This window comes from Duganella sp. BJB476 (assembly GCF_003416895.1).
Lineage (GTDB): Bacteria > Pseudomonadota > Gammaproteobacteria > Burkholderiales > Burkholderiaceae_D > Rugamonas.
Genome location: NZ_QVIO01000004.1, coordinates 232,137 through 252,305 on the forward strand (window position 1 = coordinate 232,137; position 20,169 = coordinate 252,305).

At 64.3% G+C, this 20,169-nt stretch carries 16 protein-coding genes; 14 read left to right on the top strand and 2 right to left on the bottom strand.

Annotated elements, in window-relative coordinates:
* Window positions 1-193 precede the first annotated feature (193 nt).
* The 14 genes from D0T21_RS17595 to D0T21_RS17660 all read left to right on the top strand — a co-directional run bounded on the left by D0T21_RS17595 (window position 194) and on the right by D0T21_RS17660 (window position 17,496).
* The gene (locus D0T21_RS17595) at window positions 194-1,471 is read left to right on the top strand and encodes a CmpA/NrtA family ABC transporter substrate-binding protein (RefSeq protein WP_116992082.1); all 1,278 of its coding nucleotides are present in this window, start codon (window positions 194-196) and stop codon (window positions 1,469-1,471) included.
* A 12-nt stretch (window positions 1,472-1,483) separates the two neighbouring features.
* Complete coding sequence (ntrB, locus tag D0T21_RS17600; RefSeq protein ID WP_116992083.1) at window positions 1,484-2,368, top strand: nitrate ABC transporter permease; 885 nt, start codon at window positions 1,484-1,486, stop codon at window positions 2,366-2,368.
* 12 nt (window positions 2,369-2,380) lie between these two features.
* Entirely contained in the window at window positions 2,381-3,187 is an 807-nt protein-coding gene (locus D0T21_RS17605) for an ABC transporter ATP-binding protein (protein WP_116992084.1), read from the top strand.
* Window positions 3,187-3,858, top strand: coding sequence for a methyl-accepting chemotaxis protein (locus D0T21_RS17610; RefSeq protein WP_116992085.1), 672 nt, complete (start codon window positions 3,187-3,189; stop codon window positions 3,856-3,858). The genes D0T21_RS17605 and D0T21_RS17610 overlap by 1 nt, the downstream gene beginning before the upstream one ends.
* 10 nt (window positions 3,859-3,868) lie before the next feature.
* Window positions 3,869-4,624: a uroporphyrinogen-III C-methyltransferase gene (cobA, locus tag D0T21_RS17615; protein WP_199538558.1), complete on the top strand. Its 756-nt coding sequence runs from the start codon at window positions 3,869-3,871 to the stop codon at window positions 4,622-4,624.
* Between the two features lie 299 nt (window positions 4,625-4,923).
* Window positions 4,924-6,231: an MFS transporter gene (locus D0T21_RS17620; RefSeq protein ID WP_116992086.1), complete on the top strand. Its 1,308-nt coding sequence runs from the start codon at window positions 4,924-4,926 to the stop codon at window positions 6,229-6,231.
* A 9-nt stretch (window positions 6,232-6,240) separates the two neighbouring features.
* Window positions 6,241-8,772, top strand: coding sequence for a nitrite reductase large subunit NirB (gene nirB / locus D0T21_RS17625; RefSeq protein ID WP_116992087.1), 2,532 nt, complete (start codon window positions 6,241-6,243; stop codon window positions 8,770-8,772).
* Between the two features lie 10 nt (window positions 8,773-8,782).
* Entirely contained in the window at window positions 8,783-9,130 is a 348-nt protein-coding gene (gene nirD / locus D0T21_RS17630) for a nitrite reductase small subunit NirD (RefSeq protein WP_116992088.1), read from the top strand.
* Entirely contained in the window at window positions 9,127-10,341 is a 1,215-nt protein-coding gene (locus D0T21_RS17635) for an NAD(P)/FAD-dependent oxidoreductase (RefSeq protein WP_116992089.1), read from the top strand. The genes nirD and D0T21_RS17635 overlap by 4 nt, the downstream gene beginning before the upstream one ends.
* Before the next feature lie 17 nt (window positions 10,342-10,358).
* On the top strand, window positions 10,359-13,082 hold the full coding sequence (locus D0T21_RS17640) for a nitrate reductase (RefSeq protein WP_116992090.1): 2,724 nt from the start codon (window positions 10,359-10,361) through the stop codon (window positions 13,080-13,082).
* Between the two features lie 52 nt (window positions 13,083-13,134).
* A complete protein-coding gene (locus D0T21_RS17645; protein ID WP_116992091.1) occupies window positions 13,135-14,505 on the top strand; it encodes a glutamine synthetase family protein in 1,371 nt (456 codons plus the stop codon).
* Window positions 14,506-14,609: 104 nt separating this feature from the next.
* Entirely contained in the window at window positions 14,610-15,731 is a 1,122-nt protein-coding gene (locus D0T21_RS17650) for an ABC transporter ATP-binding protein (protein WP_116992092.1), read from the top strand.
* 14 nt (window positions 15,732-15,745) lie between these two features.
* Window positions 15,746-16,654, top strand: a complete 909-nt coding sequence (locus tag D0T21_RS17655; protein WP_116992093.1) for an ABC transporter permease subunit — start codon at window positions 15,746-15,748, stop codon at window positions 16,652-16,654.
* The gene (locus tag D0T21_RS17660; RefSeq protein WP_116992094.1) at window positions 16,651-17,496 is read left to right on the top strand and encodes an ABC transporter permease; all 846 of its coding nucleotides are present in this window, start codon (window positions 16,651-16,653) and stop codon (window positions 17,494-17,496) included. Before D0T21_RS17655 ends, D0T21_RS17660 begins: the two co-directional genes overlap by 4 nt.
* On the opposite strand, the gene D0T21_RS17665 is transcribed toward D0T21_RS17660, so the two are convergent.
* Window positions 17,493-18,638: an MFS transporter gene (locus tag D0T21_RS17665; protein WP_116992095.1), complete on the bottom strand. Its 1,146-nt coding sequence runs from the start codon at window positions 18,636-18,638 to the stop codon at window positions 17,493-17,495. The genes D0T21_RS17660 and D0T21_RS17665 overlap by 4 nt on opposite strands.
* On the bottom strand, window positions 18,635-20,146 hold the full coding sequence (locus tag D0T21_RS17670; protein ID WP_116992209.1) for a PLP-dependent aminotransferase family protein: 1,512 nt from the start codon (window positions 20,144-20,146) through the stop codon (window positions 18,635-18,637). The genes D0T21_RS17665 and D0T21_RS17670 overlap by 4 nt, the downstream gene beginning before the upstream one ends.
* Window positions 20,147-20,169 lie beyond the last annotated feature (23 nt).

Below are 20,169 nucleotides of genomic sequence, written 5' to 3' on the forward strand. Positions count from 1 at the left end.
CCCTCGTTTCCCTCTCAAAACTTGCTGGCACAGACATTGCATAGCCTGTAGGCAAGCGCAACGATGCGCTTGCTGTACCTCGCCAACGGCGGTGAGGTCCACCAGACAACGACGTCTACACTCATGAATCCGTTCATGTTGGGTAGACTTTTTTTTTGCCGTTTTGTCTTGCTGACTACATGAGGGATTTGCGATGGAATATGAAGAGCCACAAGCAGGCACGGACCTGCCATCCGAAACTGTGAACACCAAGCGTCGGCAAATCATTCATGGCGCAGGCCTGGTAGCGGGGGGAAGCATGTTGGGATTGGCAACGGGTGGCGTATGGGCGGCGGGTTCGGACAAGCCGGAGAAGGAAGAAATCAAGATCGGCTTCATTCCGCTGACCGACTGCGCGTCGGTGGTGATGGCCTCGGTGCTGGGCTTCGATAAAAAATACGGCGTCAAATTCGTGTTGAGCAAAGAGGCTTCCTGGGCCGGCGTGCGCGACAAGCTGGCCAACGGCGATCTCGACGCAGCCCATGTGCTGTATGGCTTGCTTTACGGTGTGCAGATGGGCATCGGCGGCCAGAAGAAAGACATGGCGGTGCTCATGGGCCTCAACAACAACGGCCAGGCCATCACGCTGTCGAAGAAGCTGGCCGACAAGGGCGCGGTCGACGGCCCGTCGCTGGCCAAGCTGATGCAGACCGACAAGCGCGAATACACCTTCGCCCAGACCTTCCCGACCGGCACCCACGCGATGTGGCTCTACTACTGGCTGGCCGCCAACGGCATCAACCCGATGAAGGACGCCAAGGTCATCACCGTGCCACCGCCGCAGATGGTGGCCAATATGCGGGTCGGGAATATGGACGGCTTCTGCGTGGGCGAACCGTGGGGCCACCGCGCCATCATGGACGGCGTGGGCATCACCGCCACCACCACCCAGGACATCTGGAAGGACCACCCGGAAAAGGTGCTCGGCTCGACGCTGGAATTCGCGAAGAAGAACCCGAACACCTGCCGCGCGATGATGGCCGCCATCCTCGATGCCGGCAAATGGATCGACGCCTCGCTGGCCAACAAGAACAAGATGGCCGAAGTCATCGCCGACAAATCCTACGTCAACACCAGCAAGGATGCGATCGACCAGCGCATCATGGGCCGCTACCAGAATGGCCTGGGCAAGACCTGGGACGACCAGAACTACATGAAGTTCTACAACGACGGCGCGGTCAACTTCCCGTACCTGTCGGACGGCATGTGGTTCATGACGCAGCACCGCCGCTGGGGCCTGCTGAAGGACGATCCGGATTACCTGGCCGTGGCCACCTCGGTCAACCAGATCGATTTGTACAAGGACGCGGCAGCGATGACCAAGACGCCGGTGCCGAAAAGCCCGCTGCGCACCTCGAAGATGATGGATGGTTCCGTATGGGACGGCAAGAACCCGAAAGCGTTCGCCGCCTCGTTCAAAATCAAAGCCTGATAGGGGAATGCCATGAACGCCATGCTCAAACCCGATAGCGCCGAACCGGTAGCAGCGGCGCCGATCCGCCGCCCACGTCGCCCGCTGGCCGCCAATTCGTCGGTGCGCACGCGGCAGCAGATGTCCGCCACTGCGATGAAGGTCGTCGCGCCGTTGCTGGGCGCCGCGCTGCTGGTGCTGGTCTGGCAGATCATCACCATCAAGAACAGCGCCTTCCCGACGCCGCTGGCGACCTTGCAGGAAGCGGTCAAGCTGTTCTCCGATCCGTTCTACAGCAAAAGCCCGAACGACCAGGGCATAGGCTGGAATATCCTGGCGTCCCTGCAGCGGGTGGCGGTGGGCTTCGGCCTGGCGGCGCTGGTGGGGATACCGCTGGGCTTCCTGATCGGCCGCGTGCAGTTCATCGGCAGCATGTTCGGTCCGATTATCAGCCTGCTCAAGCCGGTGTCACCGCTGGCCTGGCTGCCTATCGGCCTGCTGGTGTTCAAGTCCGCCAATCCTGCCGCCATCTGGTCGATCTTCATCTGCTCGATCTGGCCGATGATCATCAACACCGCCGTCGGCGTGCAGCGCGTGCCGCAGGATTACATGAACGTGGCGCGCGTGCTGAACCTGTCGGAGTGGAAGGTGCTGACCAAGATCCTGCTGCCATCCGCGCTGCCCTACATCCTCACCGGCGTGCGGCTGTCGATCGGCACCGCGTGGCTGGTGATCGTCGCGGCGGAAATGCTGACCGGCGGCGTGGGCATCGGCTTCTGGGTGTGGGATGAGTGGAACAACCTGAATGTCCCGCACATCATCATCGCCATCGTCGCCATCGGCGTGGTCGGCCTGATGCTGGAGCAGGCGCTGATGGCGCTGGCCCGCGCCTTCACCTACGAACAAGTATCCAACTAAAGGACCACGATCATGGACGAGCCAAAATTCATCGACATCGAAGGCGTGGAGATGGTTTTCCATACCCGGAAGGGCGTGTTCCACGCGCTGCGCGAGATCGACCTGACGGTGCGCAAGGGCGAATTCATCACGCTGATCGGCCACTCGGGTTGCGGCAAATCGACCTTGCTGAACCTGATCGCCGGCCTGCTCAAGCCCACGGACGGCGTGCTGTTGTGCGCCAACCGCGAGATCGCCGGGCCGTCGCCGGAGCGCTCGGTGGTGTTCCAGAACCATTCGCTGCTGCCCTGGCTGACCTGCTACGAAAACATCTACCTCGGCGTGGAGCGTGTGTTCGGCAAGACGGAAACGCGCAACCAGCTGCGCGAGCGCACCATGCAGGCGCTGGCGCTGGTCGGCCTGACGGCTGCGGAGTCCAAGCGTCCGCATGAAATCTCGGGCGGCATGAAGCAGCGCGTCGGCATCGCCCGCGCGCTGGCGATGGAGCCTAAGGTTCTGCTGATGGACGAACCCTTCGGCGCGCTCGATGCGCTGACCCGCGCGCACTTGCAGGACGAGCTGCTGAAGATCGTCGCCGCCACCAAGTCGACGGTGGTGATGGTGACGCACGATGTGGATGAGGCGGTGCTGCTGTCGGACCGCATCGTCATGATGAGCAACGGCCCGGCAGCCACCATCGGCGAGATCGTCGACGTGCAGCTGGAACGCCCGCGCGACCGCGTGGCGCTGGCACAGGATGCGCGCTACACCGGGTACCGCACGGCGGTGCTGGAGTTCTTGTACCGCAAACAGGCGCATCCAGCCAAGGAAGCCGCTTGATGGATATGACCACGCCCCCCATGGCGCCGGAAGGCGCCGCCAAGAAGGCGCTGACCGGCGAAGTGTTCGGCGCCTTGATCAATCTGTCGGGCCGCCGCCGCTTCACGTCGCAGCGCATCGTGCTGTATGCGCTGCTGGCGTCGCAAGGGCATGCGGATGGCGCGGCCACCGCGCAGGAGGCACTGGCGTTGTTCCGTGGTGCTCACAAGTCCCTGCTGGCGGAGAAGGATGGTTTGCCGGGCGTGTTTTGTCCTGAGCTGCACGAGGCCTATTTCGGCAAGCTGGATGGGGACCGCCAGATCACGCATTTTGCGGATCTGGGCGAGCGCACCTTGAAGGCGATCGCACAAGGCTCCTCGCAAAGCACTGAGCTGCTGGCGGAGCTGGTGGGCATCACCACGCCGACGCTGGCGATCCTCAACACGATCACCAGCATCTACGAAGAGCAGGCCAAGCTGAACGCGCGCCTGGTGCGCAAGCAGCTGCGCGGTGTGATCACCGATATCGATACGATCAACCGCCAGGCGCGGATGGTGGCCTTCAATGCGCGCATCGTCGCGGCGCGGGCGGGGCACGCCGGCAAGGAGTTCTCGGTGGTGGCGGGCGTACTGTCCAACATCACTGGCGAGATCGATGAAATGGTCAGCGCAGCGCTGGCCGCCGCAGGATAAGGAGAACATGATGAGCAGCGTAACCCTGGTAGGCGCCGGCCCCGGCGATCCGGAACTGTTGACGTTAAAGGCCGTCCGCGCCATCGAGCGTGCCGACGTGGTACTGATCGATGACCTGGTCAACCCGGAGATACTCAGCTTCGCGCCTGCGACGGCGCGCGTGATCCAGGTCGGCAAGCGTGGCGGCTGCGCATCCACGCCGCAGGAATTCATCGAGCGGCTGATGATCGCCGAAGCGCGCGCGGGGCATCGCGTGGTGCGGCTCAAAGGTGGCGATCCTTATATGTTCGGCCGTGGCGGCGAAGAGCGCGCATCCTTGCGCGCGCACGGCATCGAGGTCGACGTGGTGCCGGGCATCAGCAGCGGCCTAGCCGCGCCGACCAGCATCGGCGTACCGCTGACGCACCGCTCGTGGAGCCAGGGCGTGACCTTCGTCACCGGCCATGGCAAGGATGCGGAATCGGAACCCGAATGGAAAGCGCTGGCGCAGAGCGGCCTGACGCTGGTGATCTACATGGGCGTGGCGCGCGTGGATGCGATCCAGGCCGGCCTGCTGGCCGGCGGCGCGGTGGCGGATACGCCGGTGGCGGTGGTGCAATCGGCCACGCGCGACAATCAGCGCCAGTTACTGACAACATTGAGCCAACTGCCACAAGCCCTGCGCGACAGCGGCCTTGGCAGCCCAAGCATCATCGTCGTCGGCGACGTGGTGCGCTGCGCGGATAACTGGCCGTCCATCATCGAACCGGTTCGCGCCAGCGCTTGACCACTACCGGCGCGCACCGCCGCCATGCACCATCAGCGCACCGATAGCGTGCATCGTGCACCGCAACATAGCACGGAGCCAGTGCAAACCAGCTCCTCGGCGGCCTTCTCCCCCTGCAAACAGGCCTTCCAGGGTCTGGCACACCTCTTGCAATACAAAGGCTAAGGGATCAACGGCGATCCCCCCGAATACAACCGCCGGCCCAAAGACGGGGCGGCAGGACAACGGCGTCCGCCCAACCTGGTCTTAGGTGACCTTGGTTGCGCGGGCGCCTTTTTGTTTTCTGAACGGGATAATAAATGGCCACCAAAGCTACCAGCATCAAGCTCTTTTCGATTTCAACGCCTCAGATGCGGGCGTTCCACTTGACCTGGATGGCGTTCTTCGTCTGCTTCTTCGCCTGGTTTGCCTGCGCACCGCTGATGCCGGTGATTAAAGGTGAATTCGGCCTGAGCGTCGCGCAGATCGCCAATATCAACATCGCCGCCGTGGCCATCACCATCCTCGTGCGGCTGGTGGTCGGCCCCCTGTGCGACCATTTCGGTCCGCGCAAAACCTATACGGGCTTGCTGCTGCTGGGTTCCATCCCGGTGATCGGCGTCGCCTTCGCGCAGAGCTACGAGAGCTTCCTGCTGTTCCGCCTCGGTATCGGCGCGGCCGGCGCCAGTTTCGTCATCACGCAGTACCACACCTCGGTGATGTTCGGGCCTAAGGTGGTGGGCACCGCCAACGCCGCAGCCGCTGGCTGGGGCAATGCCGGCGGCGGCGTGGCGCAAGCAGTGATGCCGCTGCTGATGACCGCCATGGTCATGCTGGGCGTGAGCGAAACCTACGGCTGGCGCGCCGCGCTGCTGGTGCCGGGCGTGCTGATGATCGTCATGGCCGGCGTCTACTACCGCTTTACGCAGGACTGCCCGCAAGGGAACTTCAGCGAACTGCGCGCAGCGGGCATCGCCATCGACGGCGGTGCAAAGAAAGGCGGCTGGGAGAGCTTCAAGCTGGCCTCCGCCAACTACCGTGTATGGATGCTCTTCATCACCTACGGCGCCTGTTTCGGCATCGAGATCTTCATCCACAACATCGCCGCGATCTACTACGTCGATCACTTCAAACTGACGCTGGCCCAAGCCGGCATGGCGGCGGGCAGCTTCGGCCTGCTGGCATTGTTCGCCCGTGCCCTGGGCGGCTGGGTGTCGGACAAATTCGCCGCCGCTGGCAACCTGAATAACCGCGTCACGCTGCTGTTCGTGCTGATGCTGGGCGAAGGCGCCGGCCTGCTGTTGTTCGCCAACGCCGGCACCGCCGCACTGGCTATCGGCGCCATGCTGGTATTCGGCCTGTTCACCCACATGGCCTGCGGTGCGACCTACGCCATCGTGCCTTTCGTCGACAAGCGCGCCCTGGGCGGGGTGGCCGGCATCATCGGCGCGGGCGGCAACGTAGGCGCCGTGGCTGCGGGCTTCCTGATGAAAGGCCTGGGCAACGTGCAGCAAACCTTGAGCATTCTCGGCATCGTCGTCGCCGCATCCGCGCTGTGCGCACTGGCGGCCCGCTTCAGCAGCAGCGCCGTCGAAGAAACCGCAACCGCCGCCAAGCTGGCAGCCTAAGAGGACATCATGAAGATTATCGTTATCGGCCACGGCATGGTTGGCCACAAATTCCTGGAGAGCCTGGCCAACAGCGGCGCGGTCAATTTGCAAGTGACGGTGCTGTGCGAAGAGCCGCGTCCAGCGTATGACCGCGTGCACCTGTCCGAGTTCTTCTCCGGTAAATCGGCGGAAGACCTGTCGCTGGTGAAGCCTGGCTTCTTCGACCGCGACGACATGGTGCTGCGCCTGAACACCCGCGCCACCCAGATCGACACCGCCGGCAAGACCGTCACCACTGCCGACGGCAATGTGCTGGACTACGACAAGCTGGTGATCGCCACCGGTTCGTTCCCGTTCGTGCCGCCACTGCCGGGCAAGGAGCGCAAGGACTGCTTCGTCTACCGCACTATCGAAGACCTGGAAGCGATGCTCGAATGCGGCCAGCGTTCCAAGACCGGCGTCGTTATCGGCGGCGGCCTGCTGGGCCTCGAATGCGCCAAGGCGCTGCGCGACATGAAGCTGGAAACCCACGTGGTCGAATTCTCGCCGCGCCTGATGGCGGTGCAGGTGGACGACGGGGGCGCGCGCGTGCTGCGCCGGAAAATCGAAGAGCTGGGCGTGACCGTCCACACGGGTAAGAACACCACCGCCATCGTCGACGGCGTCGATGGTACGCACCGCATGGAGTTCGCCGACGGCGGCCACCTGGATGCGGACATGATCGTCTTCTCCGCCGGTATCCGCCCGCGCGACATGCTGGCGCGCGAGAGCGGCCTGACCATCGGCCCACGCGGCGGCATCGAGATCAACAACAACTGCGTCACCTCCGACCCGGACGTCTACGCCATCGGCGAATGCGCGCTGTGGGGCGGCTTGATCTTCGGCCTGGTGGCGCCGGGCTACGAGATGGCGCGCGTCGCGGCCAAGCACATGCTGGGTGAAGCGGCGGAATTCGCCGGCGCCGACATGAGCACCAAACTGAAACTGATGGGCGTGGACGTGGCCAGCATCGGCGACCCGCACGGCAAGGTCGAAGGCAGCCGCTCCTACCAGTTCACCGACGAGCGCAAACAGATCTACAAGAAGATCGTCGTCTCCGACTGCGGCAAGTATCTGCTGGGCGGCGTGATGGTGGGCGACGCCAGCGAATACGGCACGCTGCTGCAAATGATGTTGAACAAAATCGAACTGCCGGAATCCCCGGAGTTCCTGATCCTGCCGCAATCGGATGGCGCAGCCAAGCCAGGTCTGGGCGTGGACGCGCTGCCGGAAGGCGCGCAGATCTGCTCCTGCAACGACGTGTCGAAAGGCGCGCTGTGCGCAGCGGTGGCCGGCGGCGCCACCACCATCGGCGAATTGAAGAGCTGCACCAACGCCGGAACCTCCTGCGGCGGCTGCGTGCCACTGGTGACGCAGGTGATGAAGGCCGAGATGAAAAAGCTCGGCATGGCCGTCAACAACCACGTCTGCGAACACTTCGCCTACTCGCGCCAGGAGCTGTTCCACCTGATTAAAGTCGGCCAGATCAAGAGCTTCGGCGACCTGCTGTCCAAGCACGGCAAGGGCCTCGGTTGCGACGTCTGCAAACCGCTGGCGGCCAGCATCTTGGCGTCGGTGTGGAACGACTTCGTGCTGAAGAAGGAACACGCCAGCCTGCAAGACACCAACGACTACTTCCTCGGCAATATCCAGAAGGACGGCACCTACTCGGTGGTGCCGCGCATGCCGGGCGGCGAAGTTACGGCCGATGGCCTGATCGCGGTCGGCACGGTGGCCAAGAAGTACGGCCTGTACACCAAGATCACCGGCGGCGCCCGCGTCGACATGTTCGGCGCCCGCGTCGAGCAGCTGCCGCTGATCTGGGAAGAGCTGATCGCGGCAGGGTTCGAATCCGGCCATGCCTACGGCAAGTCGCTGCGCACGGTGAAATCCTGCGTCGGTTCGACCTGGTGCCGTTATGGCGTCGACGATTCCATCGGCCTGGCGATCGAGCTGGAAAACCGCTACAAGGGCCTGCGCACGCCGCACAAGATCAAGTTCGGCGTATCCGGCTGCACCCGCGAGTGCGCCGAGGCGCAGGGCAAGGACGTCGGCGTAATCGCCACCGAAAAAGGCTGGAACCTGTACGTGTGCGGCAACGGCGGCATGAAGCCGCGCCACGCCGAGCTGCTGGCGACGGACCTGGACAAGGCCACGCTGGTCCAGTACATCGACCGCTTCCTGATGTTCTACACCCGCACCGGCGACCGCCTGCAACGCACCAGCACCTGGCGCGAGAACCTGGAAGGCGGTCTGGATTACCTGAAGCAGGTCGTCGTCAACGACAAGCTGGGCATAGCCGCCGAGCTGGAAGCCGATATGCAGCACGTGGTCGACACCTATGCATGCGAGTGGAAGGAAGCCGTCGAGAATCCGGAAACCCGCAAGCGCTTCCGCCACTTCGTCAACAGCGAAAAGGGCGACGAGAACGTGTTGTTCATGGAAGAACGCGGACAGATTCGTCCGGCCACCGTGGAAGAACGCAAGCGCGTGATTCCGATCGCAGTCAAGGCAGCTTGAGGAGAACTTTATGCATCGCGATATTCAAACCGATAACTGGATCGCCGTCTGCAACCTGGACGAGATCGTGCCCAACACCGGCGTGTGCGCCTTGTTGAACCAGCAGCAGGTCGCCGTGTTCCATGTAGACGACGGCAGCGCGCGCGTGTTCGCCATCGATAACTACGATCCGAATTCCGAGGCGTCCGTGTTGTCGCGTGGCCTGGTGGGTAGCCTGGGCGAACGCATCGTGGTCGCCTCGCCGATCTACAAGCAGCACTTCGACCTGCAAACCGGCGAGTGCCTGGAAGCGCCCGAGCATTCGGTCGGCATCTATCCCGCTCGCATCGACGGCGGCAAAGTCTGGGTAGGCCTGTGAAACCCTCGCTGGTCGTGATCGGCAACGGCATGGCTGGCATGCGTACGGTCGAGGAGCTGTACGAGCTGGCGCCGGACATGTACGACATCACCGTGTTCGGCGCCGAGCCGCACGGTAACTACAATCGCATCCTGCTGTCGCCTGTACTGGCGGGCGAAAAGAGCATGGAAGACATCATGCTCAACACGCGCGAATGGTACGTCCAGCATGGCATCACGCTGCATGCGGGCGATCCGGTCGAGCATATCGACCGCCGCAAGCGCATCGTGCGTGCGCGTTCCGGCCTGGAAGTGCGTTACGACCGCTTGTTGATCGCCACCGGTTCCAAGCCTTTCATCATTCCTGTGCCTGGCCACCAACTGCCCGGCGTGCTGGCCTTCCGCGATATCCAGGACGTGGAGACCATGCTGGCGATGGCGCGCAATCACCGTCACGCGGTGGTGATCGGCGGCGGGTTGCTGGGACTTGAGGCGGCCAATGGCCTGCAACGGCAAGGCATGTCCGTCACCGTGGTCCACGTGACCGACGCGCTGATGAACCAGCAGCTCGACAAGCCTGCCGCGCTACTGCTGCAAAAGGCGCTGGAAGCCAAGGGCCTGAAGTTCATGATGAACGCGCAGACCGCCGAAATCGTCGGCCCGGATCGCGTGCGCGCGGTACGCTTCAAGGATGGCAGCGAGATCCCGGCCGACCTGGTGGTGATGACCGCCGGCGTACGCCCAAACATCGACCTGGCCAAATCGGCCGGCTTGCATTGCGAACGCGCCATCGTGGTCGACGACACGCTGCAAACCTACGATCCGCGCGTGTACGCGGTGGGCGAGTGCGTACAGCACCGCAGCGCGACCTTCGGCCTGGTGGCGCCGATCTGGGACCAGGCACGCGTCTGCGGCGCCCATCTGGCCGGCGCCGGCGTGCGCCGCTACGTGCAGCAGACATCGCCGACCCGTTTGAAAGTGACCGGCGTGGATCTGTACTCGGTCGGCGATTTCATCGGCGGCGAAGGCAGCGAGGACCTGGTGCTGCGCGACGCGCGGCGCGGCGTCTACAAGCGGCTGGTGTTGAGGGACGGGCGCGTGACCGGCGCCGTGCTGTATGGCGATGTCAAGGATGGCCCGTGGTACTTCAACCTGATTCAAAACCGCACCGACATTACGCCGATCCGGCAAAACCTGTTGTTTGGCGAAGCGCTTTCCGCGCGCGCCGCATGATTTGAGCGAGAAGCATCTTGAACCTGTCCACTGACCATCTTGCAGTACGCACCACCTGCGCCTATTGCGGCGTCGGTTGCGGTGTGCAGGCCACGCCCAAGGCCGACGGCACGATCGCCATCGCCGGCGACAAGCTGCATCCTGCGAACAAGGGCCGCCTGTGCGTCAAGGGTTCGGCACTGGGCGAGACGACTGGTCTCGAAGGCCGCCTGCTGTATCCGCAGGTACGCGACGCGGACGGCTTGCGCCGCGTATCGTGGGATGCCGCCTTGGATAAAGTCGCCGACGGCTGGCGCGCCATCATCGCCGAGCATGGCCCTGACGCGGTGGCGCTGTACGTCTCCGGCCAGCTGCTGACCGAGGACTACTACGTCGCCAACAAGCTAATGAAGGGTTACATAGGCAGCGCCAACATCGACACCAATTCGCGCCTGTGCATGTCGTCGGCGGTGGCCGGCTATAAGCGCGCCTTCGGCGAGGACCTGGTGCCGCTGTGCTACGACGACCTGGAACTGGCCGACATGGTGGTGCTGGTCGGCTCCAACACCGCGTGGTGCCATCCGATTCTGTTCCAGCGCATCCTCAAGGCCAAGGAAAGCCGGCCGGAGATGAAGATCGTGGTCATCGATCCGCGCCGCACCGCCACCTGCGAGCTGGCCGACCTGCACCTGCCGGTCAAGGCGGGCACCGACGTGTGGCTGTTCAACGGCTTGCTGAGCTACCTGGCGCGCATCGGCGCGGTCGATCCGGCGTTTGTCGGTCACCACACCAACGGACTGGATGCGGCGCTGGAAACGGCCAATGTCGATTGCAGCGATCCCGCCGCCGTGGCGAAGATCTGCCGCATCGAACTGCCGGTGCTGATGGAGTTTTACGAATCGTTCGCCGCCACGCGCAAGACCATTACCGCGTTCTCGATGGGTGTCAATCAATCGTCGGCCGGTACCGACAAGGTCAACGCCATCATCAACTGCCACCTGATCGGCGGCCGTATTGGCAAGCCGGGCATGGGGCCGTTCTCGATCACCGGCCAGCCGAACGCGATGGGCGGCCGCGAAGTGGGCGGCCTGGCCAACATGCTGGCCGCTCACATGGACCTGGACCGCGCCGACCACCGCGACGTGGTGCAGACCTTCTGGGACTCGCCGGCAATCGCCGCCAAGCCTGGCCTGAAAGCGGTCGACCTGTTCCAGGCGATTGAAGCGGGCAAGGTCAAAGCGGTGTGGGTGATCGCCACCAATCCGTTGGTCAGCATGCCTGATGCGGACCAGGTGCGGCGCGCGCTGGAGAAGTGCGAACTGGTGGTCGCCACCGACATCATGCAGAACACCGACACCAACGCCTACGCCGACGTGCTGCTGCCGGCGCTGGGCTGGGGCGAGAAGGACGGCACGGTCACCAATTCCGAGCGCCGCGTGTCGCGCCAGCGCGCCTTCCTGCAGGCGCCGGGTGAAGCGCTGCCGGACTGGAAGATCCTGTCGCTGTTCGCGCAGCGCATGGGTTTCGGCGGCTTCGATTTCTGCGGTCCTCAAGGCGTGTTCGACGAGCATGCGCGCCTGAGCGGCTTCCGCAACGCCGTCGGCGACGTGCCGCGCGCCTTCGACATGTCCGGCCTGTCCGGCCTCAATCAACGCGAATACGACGAGTTGGAACCGACCCAGTGGCCGGTGCGCCGCACCGCATCGGGTGAGCTGCAAGTCGAGGCCCGACTGTTCAAGGACAACGTCTTTGCCCACGGAGACGGCAAGGCGCGCTTCATCGCCACCGCCACGCGCGCGCCGGCCAACGCCATTTGCGAAGACTTCCCGCTGACGCTCAACACCGGCCGCGTGCGCGACCAATGGCATACCATGACGCGCACCGGAAAATCGGCCACGCTGGCCGATCACATCGCCGAATCCTTCGTCGACATCCACCCGCAGGACGCATTGCTGCACGGCGTGCGCGAGGGCGAACTGGCGCGTGTCAGCTCCGCATGGGGCGCGATGGTGGCGCGCGTGCAGCACGGCGGCGGCATCCCGCGCGGCAGCGTGTTTATTCCCATCCACTGGTCGGGCCAGACTTCGTCGGATGCGCGCGTTGGCGCGCTGGTCAATCCGGTGGTCGACCCGGTGTCCGGCGAGCCGGAATTCAAGCACACGCCGGTGCGCATCGAGCAGTTCCGCGTGAACTGGCATGGCTTTATCCTGAGCCGCACCGAAATGAACCTCGACAGCGTGGCCCACTGGACGCGCATCCAGGGCCGCGAATTCGCCCGCTACGAGCTGGCCGGCCGCAATACGATCAAAGACTTCGGCGGCTGGGCGCGCGAGCTGCTGGGTGTCGCCGACCTGGACGCCGACTGGCTCGAATACGAAGACCGCACCGCCGGCGTGTACCGCGCCGTGCATGTGGTGAACGACCGCATCGAACAATGCATCTTCCTGTCGCCGCGCCAGGACATGCCGTCGCGCGCCTGGCTGGCCAGTCTGTTCGTCAAGGATCTGCTCAGTGAGATCGACCGTGTCGGCCTGCTGGTCGGCATGCCGGTCGAGAAGGGCGCCGATACCGGTCCTACCGTGTGCTCCTGCTTCGGCGTGGGCCGCAACACGATCTGCAACGCCATCATCGAAAAGGACCTGAAAACGGTACCCGAAGTGACGGCCTGCCTGAAAGCGGGTGGCAATTGCGGCTCCTGCGTGCCGGAGATCAAAAAGATTCTTGTGCAAACCCGCGTGGAGGCAGAGGAAGAAAGGTTGTAAACATGGTAAATTAGACATATCGATCGCTTGATCATGACCATCGAGAGCGAACATGTCTATCCGTGAAAATTTCTCCGATGCCGATATGGACCAGTGGCTCAACGAGAACCGAGTCACTGAAATCGAATGCCTGGTGCCCGATTTGACGGGTGTGGCGCGTGGGAAGATCCTGCCGCGTGCCAAATTCACCCAGGAGCGCGGCATGCGCATCCCCGAGGCGGTGCTGGGCATGACCGTCACCGGCAACTACCCGACCGAGAACGCGGCCTACGACCGCGCCATCTCCTCCACCGACCGCGACATGATCCTGCGCGCGGACCCCGGCAGCATCACCACCGTCCCCTGGGCCATCGACCCAACCGCGCAGGTGATCCACGACTGCTACTTCGCCGACGGCACGCTGGTCGATTTCGCCCCGCGCTCGGTGCTGCGGCGCGTGCTCAAGCTGTATGCCGACAAAGGCTGGACGCCGGTGGTGGGGCCGGAGCTGGAGTTCTACCTCACCGAGAAGAATATCGATCCCGACCTGCCACTGAAGGCGCCGGTGGGGCGCAGCGGCCGCGCCGAAACCAGCCGCCAGGTCTATAGCATCGACGCCGTCAACGAATTCGATCCGCTGTTCGAGGACATCTACGACTACTGTGCGCTGATGAATCTCGACGTCGACACGTTGATCCACGAAACCGGCGCCGGCCAGATGGGCCTCAACTTCCAGCACGGCGACGCGCTGGCGCTGGCGGATAACGTCTTCTACTTCAAGCGCACCTTGCGCGAGGCGGCGCTCAAGCACGATATGTACGCCACCTTCATGGCCAAGCCGATGGCGGGCGAGCCCGGATCGGCGATGCATGTGCACCAGAGCGTGAGCGACGCCGCCACCGGCCGCAATATCTTCAGCGCGGCGGACGGTTCGCCATCGGCCCACTTCCGCCACTACATCGGCGGTTTGCAGCGCTACACGCCGTCGGTGATGGCGATCATGGCGCCGTATGTGAACTCCTACCGCCGCATCGTGCGCCACACGGCCGCGCCGATCAACATCCAGTGGGGCATCGACAACCGCACCGTGGGCTTCCGCATTCCGATCTCCGGCGTGGAGCAGCGCCGGGTGGAGAACCGCATCATCGGCGCCGACGCCAATCCCTACCTGGCGATGGCGGTGACGCTGGCTTGCGGCTACCTCGGCTTGGTGGACCAGCTGGAGCCTACGCCGATGACCACCGCCAGCGCCTACGACCATCTGTTCGAACTGCCGCAAGGGCTGCCGCAGGCGCTGGAGCTGCTGCGGCGCGAGGACCGGCTGCGCGATGTGCTGGGCGAGCGCTTCATCGACGTCTACACGGCGATCAAGGAACTGGAGCACCAAGAGTTCATGACCGTCATCAGCCCGTGGGAGCGGGAGCACCTGCTGTTGCATGTGTGATTTCGTCATTTATAATCACGGGTTCGACAAAGCACGCGGCCTGCGGTCGGCCTACTTTCACGGGTTTTCCCGTGTATTATTAATATCATTTATATTTTAATAACATGACCCAAGAGCGAGAACCCTTCCTGCTGATCCGCAACCTGGTTAAGGAATTCGACGGCGTCCGCGCCGTCAACGATGTGTCGGTGGCGATCAACAAGGGCGAGATCTTTGCGCTGCTGGGGAGTTCCGGCTGCGGCAAGTCCACGCTGCTGCGCATGCTGGCCGGTTTCGAGACGCCGACCCAGGGCCAGATCACGCTGGCCGGCAAGGACATCGTCAGCGTGCCGCCGTACGAGCGCCCGATCAACATGATGTTCCAATCCTATGCGCTGTTCCCGCACCTGACGGTGTGGGACAACATCGCCTTCGGCCTGCGCCGCGACGGCCTGCCGAAGGACGAAATCGCCGCCCGCGTGGAGCAGATGCTGGCGCTGGTGCAGCTGACCGCCTACGGCAAGCGCAAGCCGCACCAGCTGTCCGGCGGCCAGCAGCAGCGCGTGGCGCTGGCGCGCAGCCTGGCCAAGCGTCCGCAGTTGCTGCTGCTGGACGAGCCGCTGGGCGCCCTGGACAAGAAACTGCGCGAACGCACGCAGATGGAGCTGGTCGGCATCATCGAGGAAGTGGGCGTGACCTGCGTGATGGTCACCCACGACCAGGACGAAGCCATGAGCATGGCGACCCGCATCGCCGTGATGAGCGAAGGCCGCATCCTGCAGGTGGGCGCGCCGGGCGAAATCTACGAAACGCCGAACTGCCGCTTCGTCGCGGACTTCATCGGCAGCGTCAATATGTTCAACGGCAGCGTGACGGTCGATGAGCCGGACCACGTCATCGTCGAAACGCCGGAAGGCCGCCACTACGTCACCCACGGCATTACCGGCACGGTGGGCATGCCGGTGTCGGTGGCGGTGCGTCCCGAGAAAATCGCCGTGCAGGCCGAAGCGCCGACCGCGGCGCAGCGCGCCAACGCCAGCGAGGACGGCTACAACTGCGTGCAGGGCGTGATCACGGCGATGGCCTACTTCGGCAACGAGACGCTGTACCACGTGCGCCTCGACAGCGGCATGGAGATGAAAGTCTCGCGCACCAACGCGGCCCGCCATGACGACTCGGCGCTCAAGCGCGACCAGCGCGTCTACGCCTGGTGGGACGGCGCCGACGTCGTCGTGCTGACCAGCTAAGGCGGAGCGCAGCCATGAAATTTCTCAAGAACCTGTTGACCGGGCGCTGGATCACCGGCCGCAACCTGGTGATCGGCGTGCCTTTCCTGTGGCTGACGGTCGCCTTCCTGGTGCCGTTCCTGATCGTGATGCGCATCAGCTTCACCGAGGCGGACACCGGCGGCAATCCATTCGGCACCTTGATGACGATGGCCGACGGCGTCATCACGCTCAAGGTCAAGATCTCCAACTACCTGTTCATCGCGCAGGACGACCTGTATGCGCTGACCTACCTGAACTCGATCAAGTTCGCCGCCATCACGGCCACGCTGTGTCTCATCATCGGCTACCCGTTCGCCTACTTCATGGCGCGCGCCAAGCCGACCGTGCGCCCGGTGCTGCTGATGCTGGTGATGATGCCGTTCTGGACCTCCTTCCTGCTGCGCATCTACGCATGGAAGGGCATCCTGGCCAACAACGGCATCCTGAACCACTTCCTGATCAGCATGGGCTTCATCACCGAGCCGCTGCATCTGATGAACACGCAGTTCTCGCTCATCATCGGCATGGTCTATGCCTACCTGCCGTTCATGATCCTGCCGCTGTACGCCAACCTGGTGAAGATGGACCTGCGCTTCCTGGAGGCGGCGGCCGACCTGGGCGCGACGCCGTTGCAGGCGTTCTGGCGCATCACGGTGCCGCTGTCGAAGTCCGGCATCATCGCCGGCACCATGCTGGTGTTTATCCCGGCGGTGGGCGAGTACGTGATCCCGGAACTGCTGGGCGGCCCGGAAACGCTGATGATCGGCCGCCAGCTGTGGGACGAGTTCTTCACCAATAACGACTGGCCGCTGGCGTCCTCGGTGACGGTGGTGGTGATCCTGCTGATCCTGGTGCCGATGGCGATCTTCAATAAATACAAGGCAGAGGAGGACCGCCCATGAAAGGACATTCCAATTTCGTGCAGCGCTGGTTCGGGCGCGGCTGGCTGTCGCTGGGCTATCTGTTCCTCTACCTGCCCATCGTGGTGCTGGTGGTGTTCTCGTTTAACAGCTCGCGCCAGGACATGGTGTGGAGCGGCTTCTCGACGCAGTGGTATGCGGCGCTGATGGAGGATACGGAGATCATCAGCGGGTTTGGCCTGTCGTTGCGCATCGCGCTGCTGACGGCTTGCAGCTCGGTGGTGCTGGGGACGTTCGCGGCGTTTGTGTTGAACCGCTACCAGCGCTTCGCCGGCCGCACGCTGTTCTCGGGCATGGTCAGCGCGCCGCTGGTGATGCCGGAGGTAATCATCGGCCTGTCGCTGCTGCTGATGCTGGTGTCGGTGCAGAAGGCCTTCGGTTTCCCGGAGCGCGGCCTGGTGACGATCTGGCTGGGCCACACCCTGCTGGGCATGGCCTATGCGGCGGTGGTGGTGCAGTCGCGCCTCCAGGAGATGAACAAGTCGCTGGAAGAAGCGGCGATGGATCTCGGTTGCCGTCCGTACCAGGTGTTCTTCCTGGTGACGCTGCCGAACATCACGCAGGCGCTGGGTTCCGCGTGGCTGCTGACGTTCACGCTGTCGCTGGACGACGTGGTGCTGTCGGCCTTCCTGTCCGGCCCCGGCTCGTCGACCATGCCTATCGTGATCTTCTCGCGCGCGCGCCTGGGCCTGGACCCGCGCGTGAACGCGGTGGCGGCGCTGACCATCCTCGTGGTGTCGATCGGCGTAATCGCATCGAGCCTGTATATGGCCCGCAGCGAACGCCTGCGCCAGAAGCAGGTCGCCGCCGCAGCCAAGGGTTAATCGACGTAGCCCTGTTTATATTCCCACCAGGCGCAGGCGACGAAAATCGCCGCGCCGCACCACAGCACCGCCGGTAGCGCATTGATGCCGGCGGTCTGCATCAGCAGACCTGTTACCAGTGGCCCGCCGCTGCTGGTGATTCCCCAGCTGGCATTGACCACGGCGCTGGCCGCGACCAGCGATTGTCCCTGGAAGCGCGCGCCGCACGCCACCAGCGACAGCATGTAGATCGCTCCCGCCACAGCCCCCAGCATCAGCAGCAGTATCCACCACAGCCAAGGCGTGCCCGCCGCGAAAGGCAGTAGCGGCAGCAGCACGCACACCGCTATGCCGCAGCCGGTGTGCACGCGCCGGCGGCCCACGTGGTCGGCCAGCCAGCCGAAGGCGAATTGCAACGCGGTGTCGCCGACCAGCACCACGGTGGCCGACAGCAGCGCCAGTTCGGTGAGCATGCCCTGGCGGATCGCGTACAAGGGCAGCAGGCTCAATGCCAGCGTATCGAACAGCGCGAAGAAGGCCGCACCGACGGCGATCATCGGCATGCGCGGCAGCACCGCGCGCCAGGAGACGTGCGGCTCGTCTTCCTCGACCTGGCCGTCGTTGGAGATCAACGCCATGCCGGGCAGGGCGAGCAGGAACAGCGCGCCGCAGGCGGCGAACGGCCACGCTACCTTGCCTTCCAATCCGGCCACCAGCGCAGGGCCTATCAACTGGAACAGCGTGAACGCGGTGGTGTACATGGCCACCACGCGGCCGCGCGAATTGACCGGCGCAAGATGGTTGACCCATGCCTCGCCGATGGTGAACAGCACGCCCATGCAGGCGCCGAACACAAATCGCAGCACACCCCACAGCAGCACGTTGTCGGTCGCTTCCATCAAGCCGGTGGACAGCGCACCGATAGCGATGGCGGCGGTCATGCAGCCGCGCGGTCCGTGGCGGGCCACCCAGCGCGAGACGAAGGGCGTCGCCGCCAGGATACCGAAGGCGCTGGCGGCGGTGATGATGCCGATGATGTCGGTGCCGATGCCGCGCTGGTCCAGCCGCAGCGCCGTCAGTGGAATGGTGGCGCCCAGTCCCAGGCCGACCACGCCGATGCTGCTGACCAGCGCACAGAAGTCCCGCCATGGCATGTTCTTCATGCTGGCACTCCCGTCTCGATCAGATCCGCCAGGATGCGGCCATAGTGGCTGATCTTCTCCGGTGTGCAGTAGGCGTAGCCGACCAGCAGCCCGCGCCTGGTCGGCTGCGCGAGGTAGTAGGTGGAGAGCGCCTTGACGCGGATGTCCAACGCGGCGGCTGCCGCTTCCAGCGCCACATCGTCGGCGTCGTCGGGCAGCTGCACCACCAGATGCAGGCCGGATTCCTCGCTGGAGATGGTCACCTTGCCGCGCAGCCGGGGCGCGAGCTGCTGCACCAGCGTGCGGCGCAGCAGCTCGCGGCGGGCGCCGTAGGTCTGGCGTATCTTGCGGATGTGGGTGGTGAAGTGGCCCAGCGCGATAAAGTCCGCAAGCACTGCCTGCACCGTCAGTTGGCCAGGTCGCTGAAGATCGTACAGCGCGCTCTTGAAGCCATCGACCAGCGCCGGCGGCACCACCAGGTAGCCGACCTTGATGCCGGGGTAGAGCACCTTGGAGAAGGTGCCCATGTAGAGCACGCGGTCGTCGATGTCCAGCCCTTGTAGCGCCGCCAGCGGGCGGCCGGTGTAGCGGAATTCGCTGTCGTAGTCGTCCTCCAGTATCCATGCATCCTTGCGTACGGCGATGTTGAGCAGCTCGCGCCGGCGGGCCAGGCTCATGACGGAGCCGGTTGGATATTGGTGCGACGGCGTGGCGTAGATCAGGCGCGGCTTGGTGGCCAGGTCCGACTCCTTCAGCACCATGCCGTCGTCGTCGACCGCGATCGGGTGCAGCTTCAGTTCGCGCGACTGGAATATGCGGCGCGCCCCCCAGTAGCCGGGGTCCTCGACCCAGGCGGTGTCACCGGCGTCGGCCAGCAGCTGCGCGCACAGGTCCAGCGATTGCTGCGTGCCGGCCGTGATCATCACCTGGTCCACCGTCACCTTCACGGAGCGCGACAGGCGCAGGTACTCGGTGATGGCCTGGCGCAGCGGCAGGTGGCCGCCGGACTGGCCGTAGTCCAGCAGTTCGGTGCGGGCCTCGCGCCAGATGCGGTTTTGCAGCCGCTGCCAAAGCTTGAAAGGGAAGGACGAGAAATCATCCTCGCCCGGTGCGAAAGGCTGGATCTCGAAGCGCGGACCGGCCGCAAAGCTGGTCAGTTCGCGGCCCCGCCGGGACAGCCGCGCCGGACGGCCTTGCGGAGATCCGCGCGGCGCCGGGCCGGAGCCGCGCATGCTGGCGCGTTGCGCCTGCAAGTCCGCCACATAGGTGCCGCTCCCCAGTTGGCTGGTGACGTAGCCCTCGGCCGCCAACTGCTCGAACGCGGCGATCACCGTGTTGCGCGAGATGCCCAGGTCGCGCGCCAGGTCGCGGCTGGACGGCAGTTTGCTGCCCGCACCCAGCAACTGACGGTGGATCGCGCTCTTGGCCGCTTCATACAAACGGCGCTGCTGCGGCAGGCGCGGATGGAAGCCGGATTGCGCCAATGTCTGGGCTAGCAGATCGGAAGTTGGGGAGGGCGGATGCGGCATGGGATTCAAAGTGGTTCCATCAA

Excerpts from the sequence above, each read along its gene's own strand:
- nirB (WP_116992087.1), top strand. The coding sequence starts at position 6,241 with ATGAAGATTATCGTTATCGGCCACGGCATGGTTGGCCACAAATTCCTG.
- ntrB (WP_116992083.1), top strand. The coding sequence starts at position 1,484 with ATGAACGCCATGCTCAAACCCGATAGCGCCGAACCGGTAGCAGCGGCG.
- D0T21_RS17655 (WP_116992093.1), top strand. The coding sequence starts at position 15,746 with ATGAAATTTCTCAAGAACCTGTTGACCGGGCGCTGGATCACCGGCCGC.
- D0T21_RS17610 (WP_116992085.1), top strand. The coding sequence starts at position 3,187 with ATGGATATGACCACGCCCCCCATGGCGCCGGAAGGCGCCGCCAAGAAG.
- D0T21_RS17665 (WP_116992095.1), bottom strand. The coding sequence starts at position 18,638 with ATGAAGAACATGCCATGGCGGGACTTCTGTGCGCTGGTCAGCAGCATC.
- D0T21_RS17620 (WP_116992086.1), top strand. The coding sequence starts at position 4,924 with ATGGCCACCAAAGCTACCAGCATCAAGCTCTTTTCGATTTCAACGCCT.
- D0T21_RS17595 (WP_116992082.1), top strand. The coding sequence starts at position 194 with ATGGAATATGAAGAGCCACAAGCAGGCACGGACCTGCCATCCGAAACT.
- D0T21_RS17670 (WP_116992209.1), bottom strand. The coding sequence starts at position 20,146 with ATGCCGCATCCGCCCTCCCCAACTTCCGATCTGCTAGCCCAGACATTG.
- nirD (WP_116992088.1), top strand. The coding sequence starts at position 8,783 with ATGCATCGCGATATTCAAACCGATAACTGGATCGCCGTCTGCAACCTG.
- D0T21_RS17650 (WP_116992092.1), top strand. The coding sequence starts at position 14,610 with ATGACCCAAGAGCGAGAACCCTTCCTGCTGATCCGCAACCTGGTTAAG.
- D0T21_RS17660 (WP_116992094.1), top strand. The coding sequence starts at position 16,651 with ATGAAAGGACATTCCAATTTCGTGCAGCGCTGGTTCGGGCGCGGCTGG.
- D0T21_RS17645 (WP_116992091.1), top strand. The coding sequence starts at position 13,135 with ATGTCTATCCGTGAAAATTTCTCCGATGCCGATATGGACCAGTGGCTC.
- D0T21_RS17605 (WP_116992084.1), top strand. The coding sequence starts at position 2,381 with ATGGACGAGCCAAAATTCATCGACATCGAAGGCGTGGAGATGGTTTTC.
- cobA (WP_199538558.1), top strand. The coding sequence starts at position 3,869 with ATGAGCAGCGTAACCCTGGTAGGCGCCGGCCCCGGCGATCCGGAACTG.